This window comes from Streptomyces sp. NPDC053076, from assembly GCF_044546845.1.
Classification (GTDB): domain Bacteria; phylum Actinomycetota; class Actinomycetes; order Streptomycetales; family Streptomycetaceae; genus Streptomyces.
In genome coordinates, this window is sequence record NZ_JBITZL010000008.1 from 292,410 (window position 1) to 313,159 (window position 20,750).

General features: G+C 72.6%; 24 protein-coding genes and 3 pseudogenes. 15 read left to right on the forward strand and 12 right to left on the reverse strand.

Annotation, left to right across the window (positions count from 1 at the left end; genetic code table 11):
- Window positions 1–33 precede the first annotated feature (33 nt).
- The 3 genes and pseudogenes from ACIGYR_RS29840 to ACIGYR_RS29850 all read right to left on the reverse strand — a co-directional run.
- On the reverse strand, window positions 34–255 hold the full coding sequence (locus ACIGYR_RS29840) for a hypothetical protein (RefSeq protein WP_399605296.1): 222 nt from the start codon (window positions 253–255) through the stop codon (window positions 34–36).
- 195 nt (window positions 256–450) lie between these two features.
- Window positions 451–566, reverse strand: a pseudogene (locus ACIGYR_RS29845) (DnaJ domain-containing protein); the annotation flags it as partial.
- Between the two features lie 7 nt (window positions 567–573).
- Window positions 574–803, reverse strand: a pseudogene (locus ACIGYR_RS29850) (nucleotide exchange factor GrpE); the annotation flags it as partial.
- On the opposite strand from ACIGYR_RS29850, the gene ACIGYR_RS29855 reads away from it, so the two are divergent.
- The 3 genes from ACIGYR_RS29855 to ACIGYR_RS29865 all read left to right on the forward strand — a co-directional run bounded on the left by ACIGYR_RS29855 (window position 735) and on the right by ACIGYR_RS29865 (window position 3,195).
- Window positions 735–1,262 carry a hypothetical protein gene (locus ACIGYR_RS29855; RefSeq protein ID WP_399605294.1) on the forward strand — a complete coding sequence of 176 codons (528 nt, stop codon included), beginning with the start codon at window positions 735–737 and terminating at the stop codon, window positions 1,260–1,262. The pseudogene ACIGYR_RS29850 and the gene ACIGYR_RS29855 overlap by 69 nt on opposite strands.
- Before the next feature lie 244 nt (window positions 1,263–1,506).
- Window positions 1,507–2,145: an HD domain-containing protein gene (locus tag ACIGYR_RS29860; RefSeq protein WP_391843496.1), complete on the forward strand. Its 639-nt coding sequence runs from the start codon at window positions 1,507–1,509 to the stop codon at window positions 2,143–2,145.
- 129 nt (window positions 2,146–2,274) lie between these two features.
- The gene (locus ACIGYR_RS29865) at window positions 2,275–3,195 is read left to right on the forward strand and encodes an NADP-dependent oxidoreductase (RefSeq protein ID WP_399605026.1); all 921 of its coding nucleotides are present in this window, start codon (window positions 2,275–2,277) and stop codon (window positions 3,193–3,195) included.
- Between the two features lie 166 nt (window positions 3,196–3,361).
- Here the strand turns inward: ACIGYR_RS29865 and ACIGYR_RS29870 are convergent, their stop codons facing one another.
- Both ACIGYR_RS29870 and ACIGYR_RS29875 read right to left on the reverse strand, forming a co-directional pair.
- On the reverse strand, window positions 3,362–4,273 hold the full coding sequence (locus ACIGYR_RS29870; RefSeq protein ID WP_399605024.1) for an SDR family oxidoreductase: 912 nt from the start codon (window positions 4,271–4,273) through the stop codon (window positions 3,362–3,364).
- A 193-nt stretch (window positions 4,274–4,466) separates the two neighbouring features.
- Complete coding sequence (locus ACIGYR_RS29875) at window positions 4,467–5,243, reverse strand: SDR family oxidoreductase (protein WP_399605022.1); 777 nt, start codon at window positions 5,241–5,243, stop codon at window positions 4,467–4,469.
- 78 nt (window positions 5,244–5,321) lie between these two features.
- Here ACIGYR_RS29875 and ACIGYR_RS29880 point away from each other — a divergent pair, with 78 nt between their 5' ends.
- The 4 genes from ACIGYR_RS29880 to ACIGYR_RS29895 all read left to right on the forward strand — a co-directional run bounded on the left by ACIGYR_RS29880 (window position 5,322) and on the right by ACIGYR_RS29895 (window position 9,017).
- Complete coding sequence (locus ACIGYR_RS29880) at window positions 5,322–6,083, forward strand: enoyl-CoA hydratase family protein (RefSeq protein ID WP_399605020.1); 762 nt, start codon at window positions 5,322–5,324, stop codon at window positions 6,081–6,083.
- 152 nt (window positions 6,084–6,235) lie between these two features.
- A complete protein-coding gene (locus tag ACIGYR_RS29885) occupies window positions 6,236–7,084 on the forward strand; it encodes a CoA transferase subunit A (protein WP_391844101.1) in 849 nt (282 codons plus the stop codon).
- Complete coding sequence (locus ACIGYR_RS29890; protein ID WP_399605019.1) at window positions 7,081–7,857, forward strand: CoA-transferase subunit beta; 777 nt, start codon at window positions 7,081–7,083, stop codon at window positions 7,855–7,857. The genes ACIGYR_RS29885 and ACIGYR_RS29890 overlap by 4 nt, the downstream gene beginning before the upstream one ends.
- Complete coding sequence (locus tag ACIGYR_RS29895) at window positions 7,854–9,017, forward strand: NAD(P)H-dependent flavin oxidoreductase (RefSeq protein ID WP_399605017.1); 1,164 nt, start codon at window positions 7,854–7,856, stop codon at window positions 9,015–9,017. The genes ACIGYR_RS29890 and ACIGYR_RS29895 overlap by 4 nt, the downstream gene beginning before the upstream one ends.
- A 180-nt stretch (window positions 9,018–9,197) precedes the next feature.
- Here ACIGYR_RS29895 and ACIGYR_RS29900 read toward each other — a convergent pair whose 3' ends face one another.
- The gene (locus ACIGYR_RS29900; RefSeq protein ID WP_399605015.1) at window positions 9,198–10,355 is read right to left on the reverse strand and encodes an acetyl-CoA C-acetyltransferase; all 1,158 of its coding nucleotides are present in this window, start codon (window positions 10,353–10,355) and stop codon (window positions 9,198–9,200) included.
- Window positions 10,356–10,575: 220 nt separating this feature from the next.
- Window positions 10,576–11,361 carry an SDR family oxidoreductase gene (locus ACIGYR_RS29905; RefSeq protein WP_399605014.1) on the reverse strand — a complete coding sequence of 262 codons (786 nt, stop codon included), beginning with the start codon at window positions 11,359–11,361 and terminating at the stop codon, window positions 10,576–10,578.
- Between the two features lie 169 nt (window positions 11,362–11,530).
- Between ACIGYR_RS29905 and ACIGYR_RS29910 the strand changes: the two genes are divergently transcribed.
- Genes ACIGYR_RS29910 through ACIGYR_RS29920 form a run of 3 tightly spaced genes read left to right on the forward strand, consistent with a single transcriptional unit; the run spans window position 11,531 to window position 14,126 of the window.
- A complete protein-coding gene (locus ACIGYR_RS29910) occupies window positions 11,531–11,863 on the forward strand; it encodes a hypothetical protein (RefSeq protein WP_399605012.1) in 333 nt (110 codons plus the stop codon).
- On the forward strand, window positions 11,863–13,032 hold the full coding sequence (locus ACIGYR_RS29915) for an acyl-CoA dehydrogenase family protein (protein ID WP_399605011.1): 1,170 nt from the start codon (window positions 11,863–11,865) through the stop codon (window positions 13,030–13,032). The genes ACIGYR_RS29910 and ACIGYR_RS29915 overlap by 1 nt, the downstream gene beginning before the upstream one ends.
- On the forward strand, window positions 13,032–14,126 hold the full coding sequence (locus ACIGYR_RS29920; RefSeq protein ID WP_399605010.1) for an acyl-CoA dehydrogenase family protein: 1,095 nt from the start codon (window positions 13,032–13,034) through the stop codon (window positions 14,124–14,126). The genes ACIGYR_RS29915 and ACIGYR_RS29920 overlap by 1 nt, the downstream gene beginning before the upstream one ends.
- A gap of 85 nt (window positions 14,127–14,211) precedes the next feature.
- Here ACIGYR_RS29920 and ACIGYR_RS29925 read toward each other — a convergent pair whose 3' ends face one another.
- From ACIGYR_RS29925 to ACIGYR_RS29935, 3 genes and pseudogenes are all read right to left on the reverse strand, one after another.
- The gene (locus tag ACIGYR_RS29925; protein ID WP_399605008.1) at window positions 14,212–15,135 is read right to left on the reverse strand and encodes an NADP-dependent oxidoreductase; all 924 of its coding nucleotides are present in this window, start codon (window positions 15,133–15,135) and stop codon (window positions 14,212–14,214) included.
- 106 nt (window positions 15,136–15,241) lie between these two features.
- Window positions 15,242–15,637: a MerR family transcriptional regulator gene (locus tag ACIGYR_RS29930; RefSeq protein ID WP_391843468.1), complete on the reverse strand. Its 396-nt coding sequence runs from the start codon at window positions 15,635–15,637 to the stop codon at window positions 15,242–15,244.
- A gap of 154 nt (window positions 15,638–15,791) precedes the next feature.
- A pseudogene (locus tag ACIGYR_RS29935) lies at window positions 15,792–16,080 on the reverse strand (hypothetical protein); the annotation flags it as partial.
- Between the two features lie 142 nt (window positions 16,081–16,222).
- On the opposite strand from ACIGYR_RS29935, the gene ACIGYR_RS29940 reads away from it, so the two are divergent.
- The 5 genes from ACIGYR_RS29940 to ACIGYR_RS29960 all read left to right on the forward strand — a co-directional run bounded on the left by ACIGYR_RS29940 (window position 16,223) and on the right by ACIGYR_RS29960 (window position 19,436).
- Window positions 16,223–16,861, forward strand: coding sequence for a DedA family protein (locus tag ACIGYR_RS29940; RefSeq protein WP_391844099.1), 639 nt, complete (start codon window positions 16,223–16,225; stop codon window positions 16,859–16,861).
- 18 nt (window positions 16,862–16,879) lie between these two features.
- On the forward strand, window positions 16,880–17,116 hold the full coding sequence (locus ACIGYR_RS29945; protein WP_399605007.1) for a hypothetical protein: 237 nt from the start codon (window positions 16,880–16,882) through the stop codon (window positions 17,114–17,116).
- A 221-nt stretch (window positions 17,117–17,337) separates the two neighbouring features.
- On the forward strand, window positions 17,338–17,685 hold the full coding sequence (locus ACIGYR_RS29950; RefSeq protein WP_399605005.1) for a VOC family protein: 348 nt from the start codon (window positions 17,338–17,340) through the stop codon (window positions 17,683–17,685).
- A gap of 77 nt (window positions 17,686–17,762) precedes the next feature.
- Window positions 17,763–18,122: a DUF779 domain-containing protein gene (locus ACIGYR_RS29955; protein WP_399605003.1), complete on the forward strand. Its 360-nt coding sequence runs from the start codon at window positions 17,763–17,765 to the stop codon at window positions 18,120–18,122.
- 75 nt (window positions 18,123–18,197) lie between these two features.
- Window positions 18,198–19,436, forward strand: a complete 1,239-nt coding sequence (locus tag ACIGYR_RS29960) for a phosphodiester glycosidase family protein (protein ID WP_399605001.1) — start codon at window positions 18,198–18,200, stop codon at window positions 19,434–19,436.
- 60 nt (window positions 19,437–19,496) lie between these two features.
- Here ACIGYR_RS29960 and ACIGYR_RS29965 read toward each other — a convergent pair whose 3' ends face one another.
- Together ACIGYR_RS29965 and ACIGYR_RS29970 are read right to left on the reverse strand one after the other, a co-directional pair.
- Window positions 19,497–19,691: a hypothetical protein gene (locus ACIGYR_RS29965; protein WP_358644418.1), complete on the reverse strand. Its 195-nt coding sequence runs from the start codon at window positions 19,689–19,691 to the stop codon at window positions 19,497–19,499.
- A gap of 102 nt (window positions 19,692–19,793) precedes the next feature.
- On the reverse strand, window positions 19,794–20,657 hold the full coding sequence (locus tag ACIGYR_RS29970) for a phosphatidylinositol-specific phospholipase C/glycerophosphodiester phosphodiesterase family protein (RefSeq protein ID WP_399604999.1): 864 nt from the start codon (window positions 20,655–20,657) through the stop codon (window positions 19,794–19,796).
- Window positions 20,658–20,750: the final 93 nt, after the last annotated feature.

The window sequence follows — 20,750 nt, forward strand, 5'->3', positions numbered from 1 at the left end:
GCTCCGGCGCGCGGAAGGCGTGGCACCGGCTGATCAACAGCGAGCGGGCTCCAGTGGAGCAGGGCTGTCCGGATGCAAACCGCGCGCGCTGCTGGTGCTGACGGACACCGAGGTGGCCCGGTGGCAAACGATCACCTTGATCCGGCGGCCCTGGGCACGCCCGGTTCGGCCATTGCCGATCAACCCGTCGGGGATGTCCATGCCGACGCCGGTACCTGCGATGACGACCACGCGGCTGAACTTCTCTGGTTTCACGAGGTTCTTGTCCTTGGTGTGTACCCGTCCAGGAGCAGCCCGGGTTTCCCTTCTGCCGTCGAATCTTAGGAATACCGACACGGCACGTACTTGAACCTCCGCGACGTTCGTTCGGAACCTCAGCGCCATACGAGTGGCAAGACAGTCGGCGTCACACAGCGCCGAGGCGGAGTAAGTCCTTCCGGTGGGACGTCGGGGGATCGAACCTACGTCGGGGTGGTACTTGCGGGCGAGCTTGCGATATGCCTGCTGATGTCGTCCTGGCTCGCGGTCCGCGACACGCCCAGCACCTCGTAGAAGTCCCGTGCCATGACCGGTCTCCCGCTTCGCGACCGTCACGGCGGCGGGCCTGAGCTGCCGCTCTCCGTCCCCGTAGCCCGGGCGCAGCACCTCGACGACGGTGCCCGGTGGGGCGTCGGGTTCCTGGACAACGCCGACCACCTCGTGCCGGCCGGGTCGAAGGCGACGCCGGTCTCCGCGTGCCGCGGGTAGCCGAGCAGTTCGAGGACGTTCACCGCCTGGTCGCGGACCGCCCGGACGCCCTCCAGCGACAGCTGATCGCCGTCGTGGCTGAGCTGGGGTACCAGCGAGCCGTTCACGCCCTCATGGCCGATGTCGCTGCTTCGGGCGGCGGCGAGGAAGCCGTCACCCGCGCACTGCACGGGCTCACTGGACTCCCCGCGCTGGTCGAGGACCGCTTCGGTCGGCTGAGGTCCTGGACCGGCCCCAGCCGCCCCGACCCCTCTCCGGAACCGGACCCCGTGCGCCAGGACGAAATGCTGCACGCCGTCGCGCGGGAGGTCGGGCCGGTGCGGACAAAGGACCGGCTGATCACCCTGATCCGCCCGCACGGCGAGATCCTGGGCGTGCTGGCCCTGGTCGATTCCCGGGGCGAGGCCGACGAGCACACCGTGCTCGCGCTGGAGCACGCCGCCACATCGCTCGCCCTGGAACTGGCGCACCTGACTCGCCGCCCGGCACCCGTCGACACCAGGGCGATCCGGTAGTCGGCACCGAGAAGATTCGCTTCCGCGAAGACTTCGGCGGGGCCGGCGACGTCCAGCAGTTTGACCCCGTCGTAGACGAGGATCGCTACCCGATGCGCGTCGGAACTCACAGAGCCATCCTGAGGTGACTGGATTCGAGTGGTTCATGGCCGGACCGAGGCGGCGCCGGGGGCCGCACGGTCGGCACCGTGGTCAACGGACCGCAGTCCAGCCGTAGTGGATCACATCGGAAAGCACGGACATCATGACCGACATCATCGCAGGGGTGGAAATACCCGGTACCTCGGCCGTCTCGGAGGCCACGAACTTTCTTCGGGAGAGGACGAATCCCCTGATCTTCCACCACTCCCGGCGGGTATTTCTTTTCGGTTCCCTCCACGCGCGTGAGCTGGACCTCCAGCCCGATCCCGAGTTGCTGTACATCTCCGCGATGTTTCATGACGCCGGCCTTTTGATCCCGTTCTCCGACACGCAGCAGCGTTTCGAGCTGGACGGCGCCGACCACGCGCGGAGGTTCCTGCTCGACCACGGGTTCTCCGCGAGCGCCGCCGAGGTGGTCTGGACGGCGATCGCCCTGCACACGACGCCAGGGATTCCCGGCCGGATGGGCCCCGAGACGGCTGCCACGAACTACGGCGTGCTCACCGACGCGGTCGGCTGGGGACTGGACAGACTGGAAGGCGACCGGTTGGACGAGATCGTCGCCGCTCATCCGCGCGGAGATTTCAAGAAGGAATTCCTGCAGGCATTCGTCGACGGCCTCAAAGACCGTCCGGACACCACGTACGGGACCATCAATGCGGACGTACTGGAGCACTTCGTTCCCGGATTCCGCCGTGCGTCCATGGTCGAGCGCATCATCGAGGCTCCCTGGCCCCGGTGACCCGGGTCCGGCACCGGCTCCGGGTCGGCTCCGGGTCGGCTTCGGGTCGGCTTCGGGTCGGCTTCGGTGGAAATCGGCTGACGTGTCCACGTCCCGTCCCTCTCAGCACACACGAAAAAAGGAGTGCTCGTGCTAGCCATCACCGTCCGGGACCGCGAAGCCGGGGTCTCGGGGCTGACCCTGGAAGACCTTCCCCATCCCCACGCCGCAGAGAACGACGTCATCGTGCGGGTGCACGCCGCGGGCTTCACCCGGGGGGAGCTCGACTGGCCCGGCACCTGGTCAGACCGCGCCGGCCGCGACCGCACCCCGAGCGTGCCCGGGCACGAGGTGTCGGGGTCGGTGGCCGAACTGGGCTACGGAACGACCGGCCTCACCGTCGGCCAGCGCGTCTTCGGACTGACCGACTGGACCCGCAACGGCTCGCTCGCCGAGTACGTCGCCGTGGAAGCCCGCAACCTCTCCCCGCTTCCCGCCGACGTCCACCACACGGTGGCAGCCGCACTGCCGATCTCCGGACTGACGGCCTGGCAGGGTCTGTTCGACCATGCACGTCTCACCACCGGCCAGACCGTGCTGATCCACGGCGCCGCCGGCGGTGTCGGCTCGATCGCCGTCCAGCTCGCACACGAAGCGGGAGCCCGCGTGGTCGGCACGGGCCGCTCCGCCGACCGGAACACCGTGCTGGACCTGGGCGCGCACGCGTTCCTGGACCTGGAGGCCGGCGCGTTGGAGGACGCCGGGCAGGTCGACGTCGTGTTCGACGTGATCGGCGGCGACATCCTCGACCGCTCGGCCGCCCTCGTGCGCGCCGGCGGCACGCTCGTCACCATCACCCACCCGCCCACCGTGCGCCCCGACGACGGACGTGCCCTCTTCTTCGTCGTGGAACCCGACCGCGCACGCCTCGTCGATCTCGCCCAGCGGCTGCGGGACGGCCGGCTCCAGGTCCGGGTCGGCGAGGTTCGGCCGCTGGCCGAGGCAGCCGCCGCTTTCACCCCGGCACGACGCGTCGCCGGCCGCACGATCATCCGCGTCGCCGAGGACTGACGATGAGGGCGCTGAGGGCGTAGGGAGCAGGGAGCAGGGTGCAGGGGGCGCCGGCCCGGCTCCGGTCTCGCGCCCTCTTGCGCTCCCCCGCGCTCCCCCGCGCTGCCCCCGCGCTCGCCCTCGCCCGCCCTCGCCCGCCCTCGCCCGGGCAGTACCGGACCCCCGTTCAGCGGGCTCCGTAGACCGGATGTGGAGGCTCGGATTCCGCGAGGAGCTTCATAGCCGTCTCACCCGCCTCGACCGGCGTCCAGCGGGCGCCCTTGTCCGCAGTGGGGCCCGGTCGCCAGCCTTCCATGACGGTGAGCCGGCCGGCCTCGGCCTCGAAGACGCGTCCCGTCACTCCGGCGCTGGCGGCGGAGCCCAGCCAGACCACGAGAGGGGAGACGTTCTCCGGGGCCATCGCGTCGAAAGCGGTGCCCGTCGGGGCGGCCATCGTCTCGGCGAAGGTGTGCTCCGTCATCCGGGTCCGGGCGGCGGGGGCGATGGCGTTGACCTGGACGCCGTAGCGGCCGAGCTCGGCGGCGGCGACGAGGGTGAGGCCGACGACGCCTGCCTTGGCGGCGGAGTAGTTGCCCTGGCCGACGCTGCCCAGCAGGCCGGCCCCCGAGGAGGTGTTGACCACGCGGGCCACGGGCACGCGGCCCGCCTTCGCCTCGGCGCGCCAGTACGCCCCGGCGTGCTTCAGCGGCAGGAAGTGCCCCTTGAGGTGGACGCGCATCACCGCGTCCCAGTCGTCCTCCTCCAGGTTGACGAGCATGCGGTCGCGCAGGAATCCGGCGTTGTTGACGAGGGTGTCGAGGCGGCCGAAGGTCTCCAGGGCGGTGGCGATCAGCGAGGCCGCGCCGTCGGCGGTGGCGATGTCGCCGCCGTGGGCGACCGCTTCCCCGCCCGACCGGGTGATGGCGTCGACGACCTGCTGGGCGGTCCCGGTATCGGCTCCGGTGCCGTCCGGGCCGGCACCGAGGTCGTTGACGACGACCTTGGCCCCCTCGGCGGCGAAGGCGAGGGCGTGCGCGCGGCCGAGCCCGCGGCCCGCCCCGGTCACGACGACGACGCGGCCGCTGCACAGTCCTGTCATGGTGTGTTTCCTCTCGAGGGGCATTGGCTGGATGCGGGGTCCCGGGCGGCCCGACTGCCGGCCCGGGCTCGGCGGGGTGGATTCCGGGCGGCCCGGCTGCCGGCCCGGTCCGGCAGGGCGGGGGTCCCGGGCGGCCCGACTGCCGGCCCGGTCCGGTGAGCGGTTTGCGGTCGCCACCTCGTGCCGTCGCGGGTCAGTTGTTGACGGTGGCCGCGTCGAGGAAGGCGGGGCGCTCTCCGCCGCCGTGCACGTGCAGGCTGGCGCCGCTGATGTACGCGGCGCGGTCGGAGGCGAGGAAGACACAGGCGTCGCCGATATCGGTGGGATCGGCGAGCCTGCCGAGCGGCACGGTGCGGCCGACGGCGGCGATGCCCTCCTCGTCCCCGTAGTGCAGGTGGGACAGTTCGGTGCGCACCATGCCGGGGACGACGGTGTTGACCCGCACCCGGGGCGCCCATTCCACCGCCATGGAACGGGCGAGGCTGTCCAGACCCGCCTTGGCGGCTCCGTACGCGGCGCTGCCCGGTGACGGGCGGGTGCCGCTGACGCTGCCGATCATGACGATGGATCCCCCGCCCCGCTGGTGACGCATCACCTCGTACGCGGCGAGGGAGGCGGTCAGGGGAACGACGAGGTTGAGCTCGACGACGCGGGCGTGGCATGCGGCGCCGCCGTCGTCGAGCATCCGGAAACCGGTGCCCCCGGCGTTGTTGACCAGCAGGTCCAGCCGTCCGTGATCGCCGCGCACCCGGTCGAAGAACGCGTCGACCGCGTCCGGTTCGCGCAGGTCGACGGGGAGGAAGCGGGCCGCGCGGCCCGCCGCCTCGACGCCCTGGCCGGGGCGCCTTCGCGCGCAGGTCACGACCTCGGCGCCGGCCTCCAGCAAGGCCCGCGTGATGCCCGCGCCGACGCCTCGCGTGCCGCCGGTGACGACGGCGACGGACCCCGACAGATCGATGGTGACGGCCAAGGGGCACCTCCCGCAGCGGGCGAACCGCTGCTATCTTCCGCCTAACAAACGTTTGGTGGAAAGGTAGCTGATCTGCTCATGGGTGTCTCCACCTCCGCCCCGGAAGCGGGCATCGCCGTGGTCAGCGTCGACTTCCCGCCGGTCAACGCCCTTCCCGTACAGGGCTGGTACGACCTGGCCGCGGCGGTGCGCGCGGCGGGCGCCGATCCGAAGGTGCGCTGTGTGGTGCTCAGCGCCGACGGTCGCGGGTTCAACGCGGGTGTCGACATCAAGGAGATCCAGCGCTCGGCCGGGCACGACGCCCTCCTCGGTGCCAACCGGGGCTGCCACGAGGCGTTCGCCGCGGTGTACGACTGCGAGGTTCCGGTGGTGGCCGCCGTGCACGGGTTCTGCCTGGGCGGCGGTATCGGCCTGGCCGGCAACGCGGACGCGATCGTCGCCTCCGACGACGCCTCCTTCGGCCTGCCCGAGCTGGACCGTGGCGCCCTGGGGGCGGCCACCCACCTGGCCCGGCTGGTCCCCCAGCATCTGATGCGGACCCTGTACTACACCTCGCGCACCGTCACCGCGCAGGAGCTGCTCCGGCACGGCTCGGTGTGGCGGGTCGTCCCGCGCGCGGAACTGCGGGCGGCGGCGCTGGAGCTGGCCCGGGAGATCGCCGCCAAGGACGGACAGCTGATCCGGCTGGCCAAGGCCGCGATCAACGGCATCGACCCGGTGGACGTCCGGCGCAGCTACCGCTTCGAACAGGGCTTCACCTTCGAGGCCAACCTCAGCGGCGTCGCCGACCGGGTCCGTGACGCCTTCGGCACGCAGGAACCGCACGACGGACAGTCGTGAGCGCGAACGAGGAGCAGACCTGAGCACAGACGAGGAGCGGGTGCCAGCAGGACTCACGAGCAGACATGGGTGCGGACAGGGAGCCGGCGTGCGCAGGGACCACGAGCGGGCATGAGCGCGGACAGGGAGCGGGCGTGAGCAGGGACAAGACGATGAGTGCCGAGGAGGTCGCCGGCCGCCTCCGCAGCGGGATGACGATCGGCATCGGCGGATGGGGTTCGCGACGCAAGCCCATGGCACTGGTACGGGCGCTGCTGCGCTCGGACGTCACCGACCTGACCGTCGTGTCGTACGGCGGCCCGGACGTCGGGCTGCTGGCCGCCGCCGGGAAGATCCGCAAGCTCGTCGCGGGCTTCGTCACCCTTGATTCCGTCCCGCTGGAGCCGCACTTCGGCGCGGCACGGCAACGGGGCGCCTTCGAGCTGGTGGAGCTGGACGAGGCCATGGTCATGTGGGGTCTGACCGCCGCCGCGCACCGCTTGCCGTTCATGCCGATCCGGGCCGGCCTCGCCTCGGACGTGCTGCGCGTCAACCCCTCGCTGCGGACGGTCCGGTCACCCTACGACGACGGCGAGGAACTGCTCGCCGTGCCCGCGCTGCGCCTGGACGCCGCGCTGGTCCACCTCAACCGGGCCGACGCGCACGGCAACGGCCAGTACCTCGGCCCCGACCCGTACTTCGACGACCTGTTCTGCGAGGCCGCCGACACCGCCTACGTCTCCTGCGAGCGGATCGTACCGACCTCGGAGCTGCTCAAGGACGCCGGACCGCAGTCGCTGCTGGTCAAGCGGGCCTTCGTGGACGGTGTCACCGAAACCCCGAACGGCGCGCACTTCACCTCCTGTGCGCCGGACCACGACCGCGACGAGGCGTTCCAGCGCGCCTACGCCCAGGCGGCCCGCGATCCCGCTGCCTGGCAGGCGTTCACCCGGCGCTTCCTGTCCGGCGACGAGGACGCCTACCAGGCCGCGGTGGCGGCCTTCCACGAGGAGGAAGCATGAGCGGCGGCGATGCGACGACGGCCACGGCCACGCGGGCCGAGTACTGCGTGGTGGCGTGCGCCGAGGTCTGGCGGGCCGCGGGCGAGGTGCTGGCCGCCCCCATGGGCACCGTCCCGACGATCGGGGCCCGGCTGGCGCGGCTCACCTTCTCGCCCGACCTGCTGCTGACCGACGGCGAGGCGCTGCTCATCGACGACGTGCCTGCGGTGGGTGCCGCCCCCCGCGTGGTGGAGGGCTGGTTGCCGTACCGCCAGCACCTCGCGCTGGTCGCGAGCGGGCGGCGGCACGTGATGATGGGCGCCAGTCAGCTCGACCGGTACGGCAACCAGAACATCAGCTGCATCGGAGACTGGGAGCGGCCGAGGCGCCAACTGCTCGGCGTGCGCGGAGCACCCGTCAACACCCTCAACAACCCGACGAGTTATTGGGTGCCCAAGCACTCGACGCGGGTGTTCGTCGAACGGGTCGACATGGTCTGCGGGGTCGGCCACGACCGGGCCGCCGCGGCCGGCCCCGCCGCGACCCGCTACCACCGCATCGGGGACGTCGTCACCGACCTGGGCGTCCTCGACTTCGACACCCCGGACCGCACCATGCGGCTGCGCTCGCTGCACCCCGGCGTCACGGTCGAGCAGGTCACACGGGCCACCGGCTTCACGCTGACGATCCCTGACGAGGTGCCGTACACCCGGGAACCCACCGCCGATGAACTGCGGCTGATTCGCGCGGAGATCGACCCGAAGGGGCTGCGCGACCGCGAGGTCCCCGCATGAGCGACCTCACGATCGCCACCCCGCTCACCGAACTGGTCGGGGTGCGGCACCCGGTCGTGCAGACCGGCATGGGCTGGGTGGCCGGCCCCCGGCTGGTCTCGTCCACGGCGAACGCGGGCGCGCTCGGCATCCTCGCCTCGGCGACGATGACCGTCGATCAGCTCCGTCGCGCGGTGCGTGAGGTGAAGTCCCGTACGCACGCGCCCTTCGGCGTCAATCTGCGCGCGGACGCCGGGGACGCGGCCGAGCGCGTGCGCATCATCATCGAGGAGGGGGTGCGGGTCGCCTCGTTCGCGCTCGCCCCCTCCCGCGAGCTGATCGCCCGGTTGAAGGACGCGGGTGTCGTCGTCGTGCCGTCCGTCGGGGCCAGGCGGCACGCCGAGAAGGTCGCGGCGTGGGGCGCCGACGCGGTGATCGTGCAGGGCGGTGAGGGCGGCGGGCACACCGGGAGCATCGCCACCACGGTGCTGCTCCCACAGGTGGTGGACGCCGTCGACATCCCGGTCGTCGCGGCCGGCGGCTTCCACGACGGGCGCGGCCTGGTCGCGGCGCTGGCCTACGGCGCGGCCGGCGTCGCCATGGGCACCCGCTTCCTGCTCACCTCCGACAGCACCGTCCCCGACGCGGTGAAGGCCCGGTATCTCGCCGCGGCGGTCACGGACGTCACCGTCACCACGAAGGTGGACGGTCTCCCGCACCGGATGCTGCGCACCGAACTGGTCGACGCGCTGGAGCGCTCGGGCCGCCCCGCGTCGCTGCTGCGCGCGCTCCGGCACGCCGCGGCCTTCCGGCGCGAGTCCGGCATGAGCTGGGGGCGGATGGTCCGGGACGGACTCGCGATGCGACACGGCAAGGACATGACGTGGAGTCAGGTCCTGCTGGCGGCGAACACCCCGATGCTGCTCAGGGCGTCCATGGTGGAGGGCCGGACCGATCTCGGCGTGATGGCGTCCGGCCAGGTCGCCGGGCTGATCGACGACCTGCCGTCCTGTGCCGAACTGATCGACCGCGTCATGGCCGAGGCACACGCCACCCTCACGGGGCTCCCCCACGTCACCCCCGCGCCCCACGACCACCGTGACACCCGCGCACCCACAGCCCCCCACGCCCCCGGCACACCCCACGTCCCCCACATCTCGCACACCTCCCACGCCGACTGACCGCCGCACTCCGCACCCCCGGGAACACGGGCAGCGGCGGGTGCTCGGTGACGGCACGGCGGAACAGCTGATGCGGGACATCTACCGCCCGTTCGTCACCGACGCCGGCAGCCGCCGTCAGTTCGCCGCGACGGCCCTCCCGCGGCCGGCCACGGGAGGGAGGCGCGGGGACGCGGGCGGTCAGAGGCGTTCGAGGATGGTGACGTTGGCCTGGCCGCCGCCCTCGCACATCGTCTGCAGGCCGTACCGGCCTCCGGTGCGCTCCAGTTCGTGCAGCAGGGTGGTGGTCAGCCTGGTACCGGTCGCTCCGAGCGGGTGGCCCAGCGCGATGGCGCCGCCGTTGACGTTGACCTTCTCCGGGTCGGCGCCGGTCTCCTTGAGCCAGGCGAGCACGACCGGGGCGAATGCCTCGTTGATCTCCACCAGGTCGATGGCGTCGAGTGTCATCCCGGCCTTCTTCAGGGCGTACGCGGTCGCCGGGATCGGGGCGGACAGCATCCGGATCGGGTCCTCACCGCGCACGGACAGGTGGTGCACGCGAGCGCGCGGGGTCAGGCCGTGCTCCCGTACGGCCCGCTCCGAGGCGAGGAGCAGTGCCGAGGCCCCGTCGGAGACCTGGGAGGAGACCGCGGCGGTCAGCAGTCCGCCCTCGACCAACGGCTTGAGGGCCGCCATCTTCTCCGGCGTGGTGTCGCGGCGCGGCCCCTCGTCGATGGTCACCGCTCCGCAGGGCACGGTCTCGCGCAGGAAACGGCCCTCGTCGATGGCGCGCAGCGCCCGCCGGTGGGAGCGCAGCGCGAACTCCTCCATGTCCCGGCGGGAGATGTCCCACTTCGCCGCGATGAGTTCGGCGCCGTGGAACTGGTTGACGGGCTGTTCGCCGTAGCGTGCCCGCCAGCCCTCGGAGCCGGCGTACGGGCCCTCGGTCAGGCCGAGCGGCGCGGCGGCCTGGCGACTGGCGAAGGCGATGGGGACCTGCGACATGTTCTGTACACCGCCGGCGACCACCAGGTCCTGGGTGCCGGACAGGATGCCCTGGGCGGCGAAGTGCAGGGCCTGCTGGGAGGAGCCGCACTGCCGGTCCACGGTCACGCCGGGCACCTCCTCGGGCAGGCCGGCGGCCAGCCAGCAGGTGCGGGCGATGTCGCCCGCCTGCGGGCCGACGGTGTCCAGGCAGCCGAAGACGACGTCCTCGACGGCGGACGGGTCGGCGCCGGAACGCTTGATCAGGGCCTTCAGTACGTGGGCTCCGAGGTCGGCGGGGTGAACGGCGGACAGTCCGCCGTTCCGCCTGCCGACGGGTGTGCGTACCGCTTCGACGATGTATGCCTCGGCCATGGCGGCTCCTTGTCCCTCGTCCATTGTGTCCACGTCGTCGGGTCGGACGCGCACGGCGATGCCCTCCGACACCGTCGGCAGGTACTGCCGGGCGGTCCCGTCCGGGCTGTGCTGGCCGCCCGGCCGGCAGCAGGAGGCGGCGGCGGTGACGAGTGCCTCGATGGCCCGCGCGCGCCGAGTCGCGCGGCGAGTTCGGCCTCGGTACCGGGCCCACAGCGCCTCACGGATGCTGGCTGCTGACCGAGAGGACCTCGCCCGTCAGGTACGAGGAGTAGCCGCTGGCGAGGAAGACGATCACGTTGGCCACCTCCCACGGCTCGGCGTGGCGTCCGAACGCCTCGCGGGCGGTCAGCTCCCGGAGCAGTTCGGGGGTGGTGACCTTCGCCAGGTGCGGGTGCATGGCCAGGCTCGGGGAGACGGCGTTGACCCGGACCCCGTACTCGGCGGCCTCCAGTGCGGCGCAGCGGGTGAGCGCCATGACGCCGGCCTTGGCGGCGGCGTAGTGTGCCTGGCCTTTCTGGGCGCGCCAGCCGATCACCGAGGCGTTGTTGACGACCACGCCCCCGGTGCCCGCGGCCTTCATCCGGCGCAGCGCGGCGCGGGTGCAGCGGAAGGTGCCGTTGAGGGTGACGTCGAGGACCTTGTCCCACTGCTCGTCGGCCATGTCGACCAGGTCGGCGGTGCCGCCGAGACCGGCGTTGTTGACGACGACGTCGAGGCGTCCGTGCCGTTCCTCGACCAGGTCGAACAGCGCGGCGACCTGGGCCTCGTCGGTGACGTCGCAGGGCAGGGCCGCGACCCGGTGCGCGCCGAACTCGGCGGCCAGCTCGGCCTCGGACTCCTTCAGCCTGCGGGCGTGGGCGTCCGAGACGACGACGCGGGCGCCCTCCTCGAGCAGCCGCCGGGCGGTCGCGCCGCCGATACCGGCGCCCGCGGCGGCGGTGACGACGGCGCCTCGGCCGGCGAGCAGACCGTGGCCGGGGACATAGGAGGGAGTCGTGCTCATGGGCGGGCCTCCTCGGGACTCACGGGCGGACCTGCTGGGCGCTCACGGGCGGCTCGGGACGATCTCGCCGGCGGGCGGCCCGACTTGCCGATCTCTGGCAGTCCCGGCTTCTCGACGGCCGAGGGCCCGTACGTTAACCTACCAAACACTTGTTAGGGAAGGAGGGCGGATGTCCACTGCCCGCACCGCGCCGACGGCCCCGGTCCGCCACGAACGCACCGGCCCCGTCGCCGTGGTGACCGTGGACCGGCCCGCGTACCGCAACGCCGGGAACGCCCGGAACACCGGGAACACCCAGAACGCCCGGACCGCCGCGATGACGTACGCCCTTGCCGAGGCCCGCCGCCGGGCGGCCGGTGACGACCGGGTCAAGGTCGCCGTGCCGGCCGGAGGGGGCGCCGCGTGCGGGCCGCACCACCCGGCGCACGCGCACAACGCCGAGTCGGCCGCCGACGCGCTGGGCGGCATGGGCATCCGCGTGACGAAGGCGGCGGGATCCTGATGGACCTCGCCTTCTCCCCCGCGGACGACGCCTTCCGGGCCGAAGCCCGCGCCTGGCTCACCGCCCACGTACCCACCGCTCCCCTGCCCTCCCTGGAGACGAAGGACGGCTTCGCGGCCCACCGCGCCTGGGAGCGGGCCCTGTTCGCGGACCGCTGGTCGGTGGTCTCCTGGCCGGTGGAGTACGGCGGCCGGGGCGCCTCGGTCCTCCAGTGGCTGATCTTCGAGGAGGAGTACTACGCCGCCGGCGCCCCGGGCCGGGTCAGCCAGAACGGCATCAGTCTGCTCGCCCCCACCCTCTTCGAGCACGGCACCGACGAGCAGCGCGCCCGCGTCCTGCCCGCCATGGCCTCGGGCGAGGTCATCTGGGCCCAGGCGTGGTCCGAGCCGGAGTCCGGCTCGGACCTGGCGAGCCTGCGCTCCACCGCCGTACGGACCGACGGGGGGTGGCGGCTGAGCGGCCAGAAGACCTGGTCGTCCCGGGCGGCCTTCGCCGACCGCGCCTTCGGCCTGTTCCGCAGCGGCCCGGACGCGGACAAGCCGCACCAGCGTCTGACCTACCTGATGTTCCCGCTGGACGCGGAGGGGGTGACCGTACGGCCCATCGGTCGACTCGACGGCAAGCCCGCCTTCGCCGAAGTGTTCCTCGACGACGTCTTCGTGCCCGACCGGGACGTGATCGGCGCACCGGGACAGGGCTGGCGCGTCGCGATGAGCACGACGGGCAACGAGCGCGGCCTGACCCTGCGCAGCCCCGGCCGGTTCACCGCCGCCGCCGGCCGGCTGACCGAGCTGTGGCGCGAGCGGGCCGACCCGTCCGACACCGCCCTGCGCGACCGGGTCGCCGACGCGGTCATCGGCGCCCGCGCCTACCGCCTGTACACCTACGCCAACGCCTCGCGCATCGCCGCCGGAGGATCGCTCGGCGCCGAGTCCAGCCTCAACAAGGTGTTCTGGTCCGAACTGGACATCGCTCTGCACGAGACCGCCCTGGACGTGCTCGGCCCGTACGGCGAGCTGTCCGACGAGGCCACCGAGGCTCCGGCGCAGGGTAGTTGGGCCGAGGGGCACACGTTCTCGCTCGCGGGCCCGATCTACGCCGGCACCAACGAGATCCAGCGGGACATCATCGCCGAGCGGCTGCTCGGCCTGCCGAAGGGACGCCGGTGATGCGCTTCCTCCTGGACGACGCACACCGGGAGTTCGCCCGCTCGCTGGACGGGATGCTCACGGCGGCCGGCACGCCCGGTGTGGTGCGGGCCTGGTCGCGCGGGGACCACGCACCCGGCCGCGCGCTCTGGTCCCGGCTCGCGGAGGCGGGTGTCTTCGCGCTCGCCGTACCGGAACGGCACGAGGGCCTCGGCCCGCTGCCGGTCGAACTGGCCGTCACCTTCACCGAGCTGGGCCGCCACGCCGTCCCCGGCCCACTGGTCGAAGCAGTGGCGGCGGCCGCTCTCCTCGGCTTCCTCGACCGCCGCGGCGAGGATCCGACGGCGACCGCGTGGCTGCCCCGGATCGCCTCCGGCAAGGCGGTTCTCTCCCTGTGCGTACCGGCCGCGGGCGGCCCGTACGCCCTGGACCCGGACGCCGCCGACGCGGTGCTCGTCGTGGCCGACGACACCCTGCGTCTGGCCGAGAGCACCGGCCCCGTCCAGCCGTCCGCCGACCCGGCACGCCGACTGGCCCGCCCCCTCGGCGGAGCCGTCCTCGCGCGGGGGCCGGCGGTGGTGGCCGCCGCCGCGTACGCCGCCGACATCGCGGCCCTGGCCACCGCCGCCCAGTGCCTCGGCCTCGGACGCGCCCTGCTCGACCGGACCGTGGCCTACGTCAAGCAGCGCACCCAGTTCGGGGTCCCCGTCGGCTCCTTCCAGGCGGTCAAGCACCGTCTGGCCGACACCCTCATCGCCCTGGAGTTCGCCCAGCCTCTGCTGCATTCGGCCGCCCTGGCCCTGGCGCGGGAGACGGCAGCGCACGTCTCGGCGGCGAGCGGTGGCGCGGCGGGCGGTGGCGCGGCGGGCGGTGACGCGGCGGGCGGTGACGCGGTCCGGGCCGGCGATCCGGTGTCCACCGCCCACGAGATCGCCGCGGCGAAGGCCGCGGCGGGCGAAGCCGCGTACGGCGCCGCCCGCACCGCCCTGCAGTTGCACGGCGCCGTCGGCTACACGGAGGAACTCGACCTGTCCCTGTGGATCCGCAAGGCACGCCCCCTGCGCGACGCCTGGGGCACCCCCACCACCTGCCGCGCCCGCATCCTGCCCCCCTGAACCCCGCCGCCCGCACCGCCCTGCAACCACGGGTTCTCGTCAGTCCGCAATGGACGGTCGGCAGCGTCAGACGGCCGGGCGCTTCTCATGCCACCTTGATGACAACCTTGCCCGAGGTGTGACCGTTCTCGACGGTGGCGAGGGCGGCCGGGGCGTCGGAGAGCGGATGGACCGCGGTGATTACGGGTGCGAGGAGCCCGTCGAGGGCCAGTCGGGCCGACCGCTCCAGGCTCTCGCGGTCGACGCGACGCTCGACGAAACGCCCACCGAGATCGGGCACAGACATATCACCCACAGCGATGACGTTGCGGGGATCCCGGGCCAGCGGAGCGACCGTCCGCAGCGAGGTACCGCCGGCCAGGTCGACGATCCCGTCGAAGCCGTCCGGAGCCAGCTCGCGTGCCGCGGCGGCGACGTCCTCGGCGGTGTAGTCGATGAACTGCACCCCGATGGCCTCGGCGTGCTCGCGTTTGGCGGTACTTCCGGTGCCGATCACACGCAGCTCGCGCCCGACAGCCAGCCGGGCGACGGCGAGGCCGACCCCGCCCCCGACTCCGTTGACCAGGACCGTGGCACCGGCCGGGAGGCCGAGCTGGTCGAGCACGTCCACCGCGGTCGTCCCGGCCACTGGCAGCGTTGCCGCCACGGTCGCGGACAGGCCCTCCGGAATGCGCGCGGTGTTCGGCGCGGACAGCACCGTCGTCTCGGCGTAGGTGCCGCCACCGGTGAGTGCGAAGCCGAAGACCGCGTCACCCACCTCAAGCCCGTTGACGTCCTCGCCCCGGGCGAGAACGGTTCCGGCTGCCTCCATGCCCAGCACGCGGGGAAACGGACGCCCGCCGTCGAGCCCGTCGACCAGACCCGAGCGCAGAAGGTGGTCCAGGGGATTCACGCCGGCGACGTCGACCCGGATCAACACCTCACCGCGACCGGGGACGGGATCGGGACGATCGAAGAACTCCTGCACCTCGGGCCCGCCATACCTGCCGAAACCCCACGCCTGCCCCATCTTCCGCCGCCTCTCGTCTGACCGACCCGGTGATTCCGGGCTTCGTCGCCATCCTCACCTCTGACATTGATGTGAGGGGCAACCGGCTGAGATGCAGATCACAGCATCAGGCCGACCGCGCCACCGGTTCCGGGGCCGTGGACAGCTCCGCCCGGTGTCGGCTGTTGGCCCTGATCAGCACGTCGAGTGCATCCCGGGTCTCGATCAGGTGCGCGATGTCGGCGTCGATCCGGTCGCGCTCGCGCATCATCGCCGTGAACGTCTCCTCGGCGACGCCCAGGTCACCCGGGACGTCCACACACGGCAGCACAGTCGCGATCACCCTGCTGGACATACCCGCGTCGAACAACTGCCGGATGAGCGACACGCGCTGGACCGCACCATCGGAATAGTGACGCTGCCCCGCGTCGGAGCGTGAGCTGGTCAGCAGGCCCTGCTCTTCGTAGTACCGCAGTGAGCGCGGACTCACGCCCGTGCGCTTGGACAACTCGCCTATCCGCATCCCTGAAAGCCTACGCCCGCGTGCTCCAGGTTCAGACCGCCGTCGAGTCATGGACGCTCGCGGACGACCCCCACGGCCGCAGAGTTGTCCTCCCAGTCCCACGACTGAGCACGTTCGTCTGTACACGCCTGAGCACATTTCTCGGTACGCCGACAACGTCGTCGTCGGCATGGAAACGGAAGATCGCCAGCACATCGGCGATCGGCCAGACCCGCAGGTCCGGGCACTCGGCATCCGCCGCACGGGGCAGCACGGCCCCGCCCGGGGCACCGGAAGCACCGTCTCTCCCTCGGAGTACTGGTAGTCCAGCCCTTCTCCGCGACAAGGCCGAGGACCGCCTGCCAGTCCTCCACCGAGGCATTCGGGACACGCACGTCCGGCAACGACACCCACCGCCACCGACAGCGCCACGGCACCGGCACCGGTCTCCGCCTGGCCGTCAGCACGCACTGGCCGGCCGCGGTCGCGGTTCATGGGCGGCGGTATCGCGTACGACCGGTCGTCCCGACCGGCGCGCACGGGGGCGCCGGTCGGGTGATGCTGGGGAACGGACAGGTCTGCGAGGAAGCGCAGGAGGCTCGGCCGGTGATAGCCGTCAACCCGATGGACAGCGCCTCGGTGCTGGCCGCCTTCGGCGCGCTGGGCGTCCTGGTGGTGATCTTCGCCGAGTCGGGTCTGCTGGTCGTCGGCTTCTTCCTGCCCGGCGACACGCTGCTCTTCCCGGCCGGGGTGCTGTGCGCCGGCAGCGCCCACCAGCCGCCGCGGCTGGCGCTGTGGCAGGTGCTGGTGTGCGCGGCCGTCGGGGCGGTGGCGGGCGCTCAGGTGGGGTATCTGATCGGGCGGCACGGCGGACGGGCGCTGCTGGCGCGTACCTCCAGCCGGCGGGTGAAGGACGCGGCGGGGCGGGCGGAGGGGCTGCTGGCCCGCTACGGCCACGGCAAGGCGCTGGTGATCGGCCGGTTCGTGCCACTGCTGCGGTCGGTCCTGCATCCGGTGGCCGGCGTCCTGGGCGTGCCCGCGCGGACCTTCACGCTCTGGCAGGCCGTCGGCGGTGTGCTGTGGTCGCAGACGCTGGTCCTCGCCGGGTACACCCTGGGCGCCTCCGTCCCGCACATCGACGACTATCTGCTGCCGCTGGTGGCCCTGGTCGTCGTCCTGTCGCTGCTGCCGCTGCTGCCGGAGGCCCGCCGCGCCCGCCGGGAGCGGCGGGACTCCTCGGACTGACCTGGTGCCGCGTCACAGATGAGCCGCCCGGTGCGGCCCCCCGCCGGGCCCTTCTGGTACACCGGCGGCGTCAACGGGTCCGGGGCACTGGCTCTCGGGGCGGCCGCGACCGCCTCCGCGCTGTGCGTCGGCACCGTCTACACCGGCCCCCTGGCCGCCGCCCTGGGCGGCATCGGCCTGGCCCTGCCGCCCGGGCTGGCGGTGGCCTCGGGCGTGTACGCCCTGCTGATGCGGCGCATCCCGGTCACCGGCTGAGCTCGTTTCACACCGGCCCGGCACCCGGTCCGAGGGCGATCCGGACCGAGCCGGTCAGCACGGGACGCGGCCCTTGCGGCGCTTGCGGTTGCGGTGAGGAAGTGGGGCTCTGCCCGGCCGGGAACCCACGGACGCATGGGCCCATCCTCTCCGCCGAACGGCGTACACCGGACTACTCTGACTCCTCGTCCGCCGCAGCCGACGAACAGCGGAGCCTCCTCATGCCCGTACGCCGTGTCGTGCCCAACATCCAGTCGGCCGCCGTGCCGGAGAGCGCGGAGTTCTACGGCGTCCTGGGTCTGGAGGAGGTCATGGACCACGGCTGGATCAGGACGCTCGCCGCCGCCGGGAACCCGGGCGTCCAGCTGAGTGTCATGAGCGAGGATCCGACCGCCCCCGTGGTCCCGGACCTGAGCATCGAGGTCGAGGACGTCGACGCGGCGTACGCGGCCATGCGGGAGCGCGGCGCGCAGATCGTGCACCCGCTGACCGACGAGGAGTGGGGCGTACGGCGGTTCTTCGTCCGGGACCCGAACGGCCGGGTGGTCAACGTGCTCAGCCATCGCTGAACGGCGCCCTGTGGACGCCCTCCTGAGTGTCCGTGAGACTGGAACGGATCGGAGCCCCGGCCGTCCAGGAGGGTGACATGGACGAGGAGACCCCGCGCGTCGAACTCACCCCGCGGGCCGCGGAGCTGGTGCGCCGCCTGCGCACCGCACACGGCCCGCTGATGTTCCACCAGTCCGGCGGCTGCTGCGACGGCAGCGCCCCCATGTGCTACCCGGACGGCGAGTTCCGCACCGGCGGCTCGGACGTACTGCTGGCGGAGCTGGCGGTGGAGGGCGTGCCGGAGCCCGTCACGTTCTGGATGTCGCGCAGCCAGTACCAGGTGTGGAGCCACACCCGGCTCATCGTGGACGTCGTACCGGGACGGGGCAGCGGCTTCTCCCTGGAGGCACCCGACGGGGTGCGTTTTCTCACCCGTTCTCGCGTCATCGACGCCTAGTCCGCCCTCCGGCCCTCTGAGTCTGGTGCACTGCCCCTGCATCTAGGGACAGTTGACGAGACGTCAGGGGAAACGGTGACCAGACGCGGCAGACGTACGACGACGGGCAGAGCGGTACTCACGGTTGTCACGGCGTTCGGTGTGCTGTCCGGCACGGCCCTGGCGGGTGCGGCACCGGCCGGTGCCGCACCGGCGGGCACGCGGATCGCACCGGGCGTCACCTACCGGCAGTTCGACATCGAAGCGGCGGCGGGGACCGCCCACGCCCACCTGCTCACGGTGGACCTGGCCGATCCGCACGTCCGCGTGGACCTGCTCCACCCGGGCGTGGTGGCGGCCCGGGCGACCGTCTCCCGGCTGGCGGACTCGGCCGGGGCGGTCGCCGGGGTGAACGGTGACTTCTTCAACATCACCGAGACGCAGCACCCGGGCGTGGAGGCCACCGGCGCGGCCGTCGGACCGGCCGTGGCGGCCGGGCAGGCGCTCAAGGCGGCGGTGCCGAAAGGTCAGCGGTTCGGGCCCGCGCTGCCCCCGGGCACGAACACCCTGGACGTGTTGGGGGTGGGCAGTGACCGGCGGGCCCGCCTGGACCGCCTCTCCCTCACCGGCGCGGTCGGTACACCGGAGGGCCGGCTGCCGCTCAAGGGCCTCAACCAGTACGCGCTGCCGGTGAACTCGGTCGGCGCCTTCACCGCCCGCTGGGGCAACGCCTCCCGGGTGCGTGCCGTCTGCGGCACCGACACCCAGCGGTCGGCGCCGTGCAGCAGCGACACCTACGAGGTGAAGGTGCGCGGCGGCCGGGTGGCCTCCGTCTCCGACGCCCCGGGCAGCGGGACGATCCCCGCCGACACCACGGTCCTCGTGGGCCGCGAGGACGGCGCGCGGCAGCTGCGCAAGCTGTCGGTCGGCGACCCGGTGGACGTCACGCACTCCCTGGTGGCGGCCTCGTCCGGGGAGCCGTTCACGTTCGCGATCGGCGGTTTCCCGGTGCTGCGCGGCGGCGCCCCGCTGTCCGGCCTGGACGACGTCACCTCGGCCGTGCGCACGGTCGTGGGCGTCAAGGACGACGGCCGACGGCTGCTGCTCCTGGCACTGGACGGCGCCTCGGACTACCGCTCCGGCCTGACCGTCGCGGAGGAGGCGGACACCATGCGGTCGCTGGGTGCCTCCGACGCCTTCAACCTCGACGGCGGCGGCTCCACGGAGATGGTCACGCGCGACACGGGCGACACCGCCGTGACCGTGCGCAACCACCCCAGCGGCGGCGCCGAGCGTCCGGTGCCCAACGGCATCGGCGTCTTCTCGGCCGGGTGAGCGCCGGGACGAGCGACGGGCCGGCCGCCCGGACGAGCCACGCGTGAGCGCCTGACGGGATCAGGGCCGCAGGCTGCTCACCAGGTCGGCGGTCGCGGTGAGCCCGCTGTGGATGGTGGGCGCCATGCTCGTGCTGGCCAGATAGAAGCCGAGCAGCAGACAGACCAGGGCATGGGAGATCTTCAGCGAGCAGTTGCGAATGAAGATCACGGCCAGGATCAGAAGCAACAGCACCACAGAGATGGAAATCGCCATCGGGAACCTCCTCCGCCACGCCCCATGTGCGGCGTTCGGCCGCAAGTGTGGCGTAGCGGAGGCTTCGTCCGGGCGGCTGACATGTCCTCCGATCGTGTGGTGTTACCCGGAGGGGTGGGCGTCGAGGAAGGTCTCCAGGCCGGCGAGGTCGTCGGTGTTGAGGCAGTCGACCCCGGCGTCGAGCAGCTCCGTCCACAGTGCGTCCCGGGCCGGGCCCGCGGTGTCGGGGGTGGCCCAGAACCGGATGTGCTGCCCGCGCGCGTGGGCGGCGCGGGTGATGCCGCGCAGCTTCTGCCGTTCGGCGTCCGGGAAGGGCCCCTCGCCCGTCCAGGTGAAGTTCTGCGTCCAGTTGTCGCTGATCAACGAGATGAAGGAGGCCGGGGCCGGGGTGCCGAGGTCGCTGAGCCGGCCGTCGTAGAAGGCGCGGCGCTCGGTCTGCGCCTCCATGGGGGTACGGGCCGCCCGGTCGCCGGAGACGACCGCGGTGACCGGGCCGGCATGGACGCGGCCGTGCGCGTACCGGGTGAAGAGGTGCGCGTGGCGGCGTAGCCGGCGGTCGAGTTCGAGGTAGGTCGAGGAGCCCTCGGTCTTGATGTCGATGAGGAGCCGCAGCGGCCTGCGCCAACCTCGGTAGACCGCACCGTGGTTGGCCTGGACGCGGGCGGCGAGCGGTTCGAGGTAGAGCGATTCGAGGGTGCGGGACGGGTCCAGCTCGGAGGGGTCGTGACCGACGAGGAGCTGGTCACCGACGAGGAAGATGTCGGCTTCGACGCTGCCGAAGCGGTGGCCGAGGGCGTCGAACAGGGGCCGCTGGTGGTCGTAGTCGTTGTGGGCGTGGGCGTGCCACAGCGGGCGCGGGTGGCGCGTGCGCTCCCCGGCCTGCGCCGGGCTCGCGGGCACGGCGACCGTGCCCGCGAGGGCGGCGCCGAAGGTGGTGAGGGCTCTGCGACGGGTGCTGAGGGCCATGCGCTGCCTCCCTTGAGGGGCCGGATGGGACCGAAGGGAGTATGCGTTCGACGCACGCCCGACAGGCCCCATCCGGAAGGGAGTTCGCACTCT

What these genes read in the sequence shown, in the direction of transcription:
- ACIGYR_RS29860 (WP_391843496.1), top strand. Translation starts at nt 1,507, where the DNA reads ATGACCGACATCATCGCAGGGGTGGAAATACCCGGTACCTCGGCCGTC.
- ACIGYR_RS29870 (WP_399605024.1), bottom strand. Translation starts at nt 4,273, where the DNA reads ATGACAGGACTGTGCAGCGGCCGCGTCGTCGTCGTGACCGGGGCGGGC.
- ACIGYR_RS29880 (WP_399605020.1), top strand. Translation starts at nt 5,322, where the DNA reads ATGGGTGTCTCCACCTCCGCCCCGGAAGCGGGCATCGCCGTGGTCAGC.
- ACIGYR_RS29885 (WP_391844101.1), top strand. Translation starts at nt 6,236, where the DNA reads ATGAGTGCCGAGGAGGTCGCCGGCCGCCTCCGCAGCGGGATGACGATC.
- ACIGYR_RS29890 (WP_399605019.1), top strand. Translation starts at nt 7,081, where the DNA reads ATGAGCGGCGGCGATGCGACGACGGCCACGGCCACGCGGGCCGAGTAC.
- ACIGYR_RS29895 (WP_399605017.1), top strand. Translation starts at nt 7,854, where the DNA reads ATGAGCGACCTCACGATCGCCACCCCGCTCACCGAACTGGTCGGGGTG.
- ACIGYR_RS29900 (WP_399605015.1), bottom strand. Translation starts at nt 10,355, where the DNA reads ATGGCCGAGGCATACATCGTCGAAGCGGTACGCACACCCGTCGGCAGG.
- ACIGYR_RS29905 (WP_399605014.1), bottom strand. Translation starts at nt 11,361, where the DNA reads ATGAGCACGACTCCCTCCTATGTCCCCGGCCACGGTCTGCTCGCCGGC.
- ACIGYR_RS29910 (WP_399605012.1), top strand. Translation starts at nt 11,531, where the DNA reads ATGTCCACTGCCCGCACCGCGCCGACGGCCCCGGTCCGCCACGAACGC.
- ACIGYR_RS29915 (WP_399605011.1), top strand. Translation starts at nt 11,863, where the DNA reads ATGGACCTCGCCTTCTCCCCCGCGGACGACGCCTTCCGGGCCGAAGCC.
- ACIGYR_RS29920 (WP_399605010.1), top strand. Translation starts at nt 13,032, where the DNA reads ATGCGCTTCCTCCTGGACGACGCACACCGGGAGTTCGCCCGCTCGCTG.
- ACIGYR_RS29925 (WP_399605008.1), bottom strand. Translation starts at nt 15,135, where the DNA reads ATGGGGCAGGCGTGGGGTTTCGGCAGGTATGGCGGGCCCGAGGTGCAG.
- ACIGYR_RS29930 (WP_391843468.1), bottom strand. Translation starts at nt 15,637, where the DNA reads ATGCGGATAGGCGAGTTGTCCAAGCGCACGGGCGTGAGTCCGCGCTCA.
- ACIGYR_RS29945 (WP_399605007.1), top strand. Translation starts at nt 16,880, where the DNA reads ATGAGCCGCCCGGTGCGGCCCCCCGCCGGGCCCTTCTGGTACACCGGC.
- ACIGYR_RS29950 (WP_399605005.1), top strand. Translation starts at nt 17,338, where the DNA reads ATGCCCGTACGCCGTGTCGTGCCCAACATCCAGTCGGCCGCCGTGCCG.
- ACIGYR_RS29955 (WP_399605003.1), top strand. Translation starts at nt 17,763, where the DNA reads ATGGACGAGGAGACCCCGCGCGTCGAACTCACCCCGCGGGCCGCGGAG.
- ACIGYR_RS29965 (WP_358644418.1), bottom strand. Translation starts at nt 19,691, where the DNA reads ATGGCGATTTCCATCTCTGTGGTGCTGTTGCTTCTGATCCTGGCCGTG.
- ACIGYR_RS29970 (WP_399604999.1), bottom strand. Translation starts at nt 20,657, where the DNA reads ATGGCCCTCAGCACCCGTCGCAGAGCCCTCACCACCTTCGGCGCCGCC.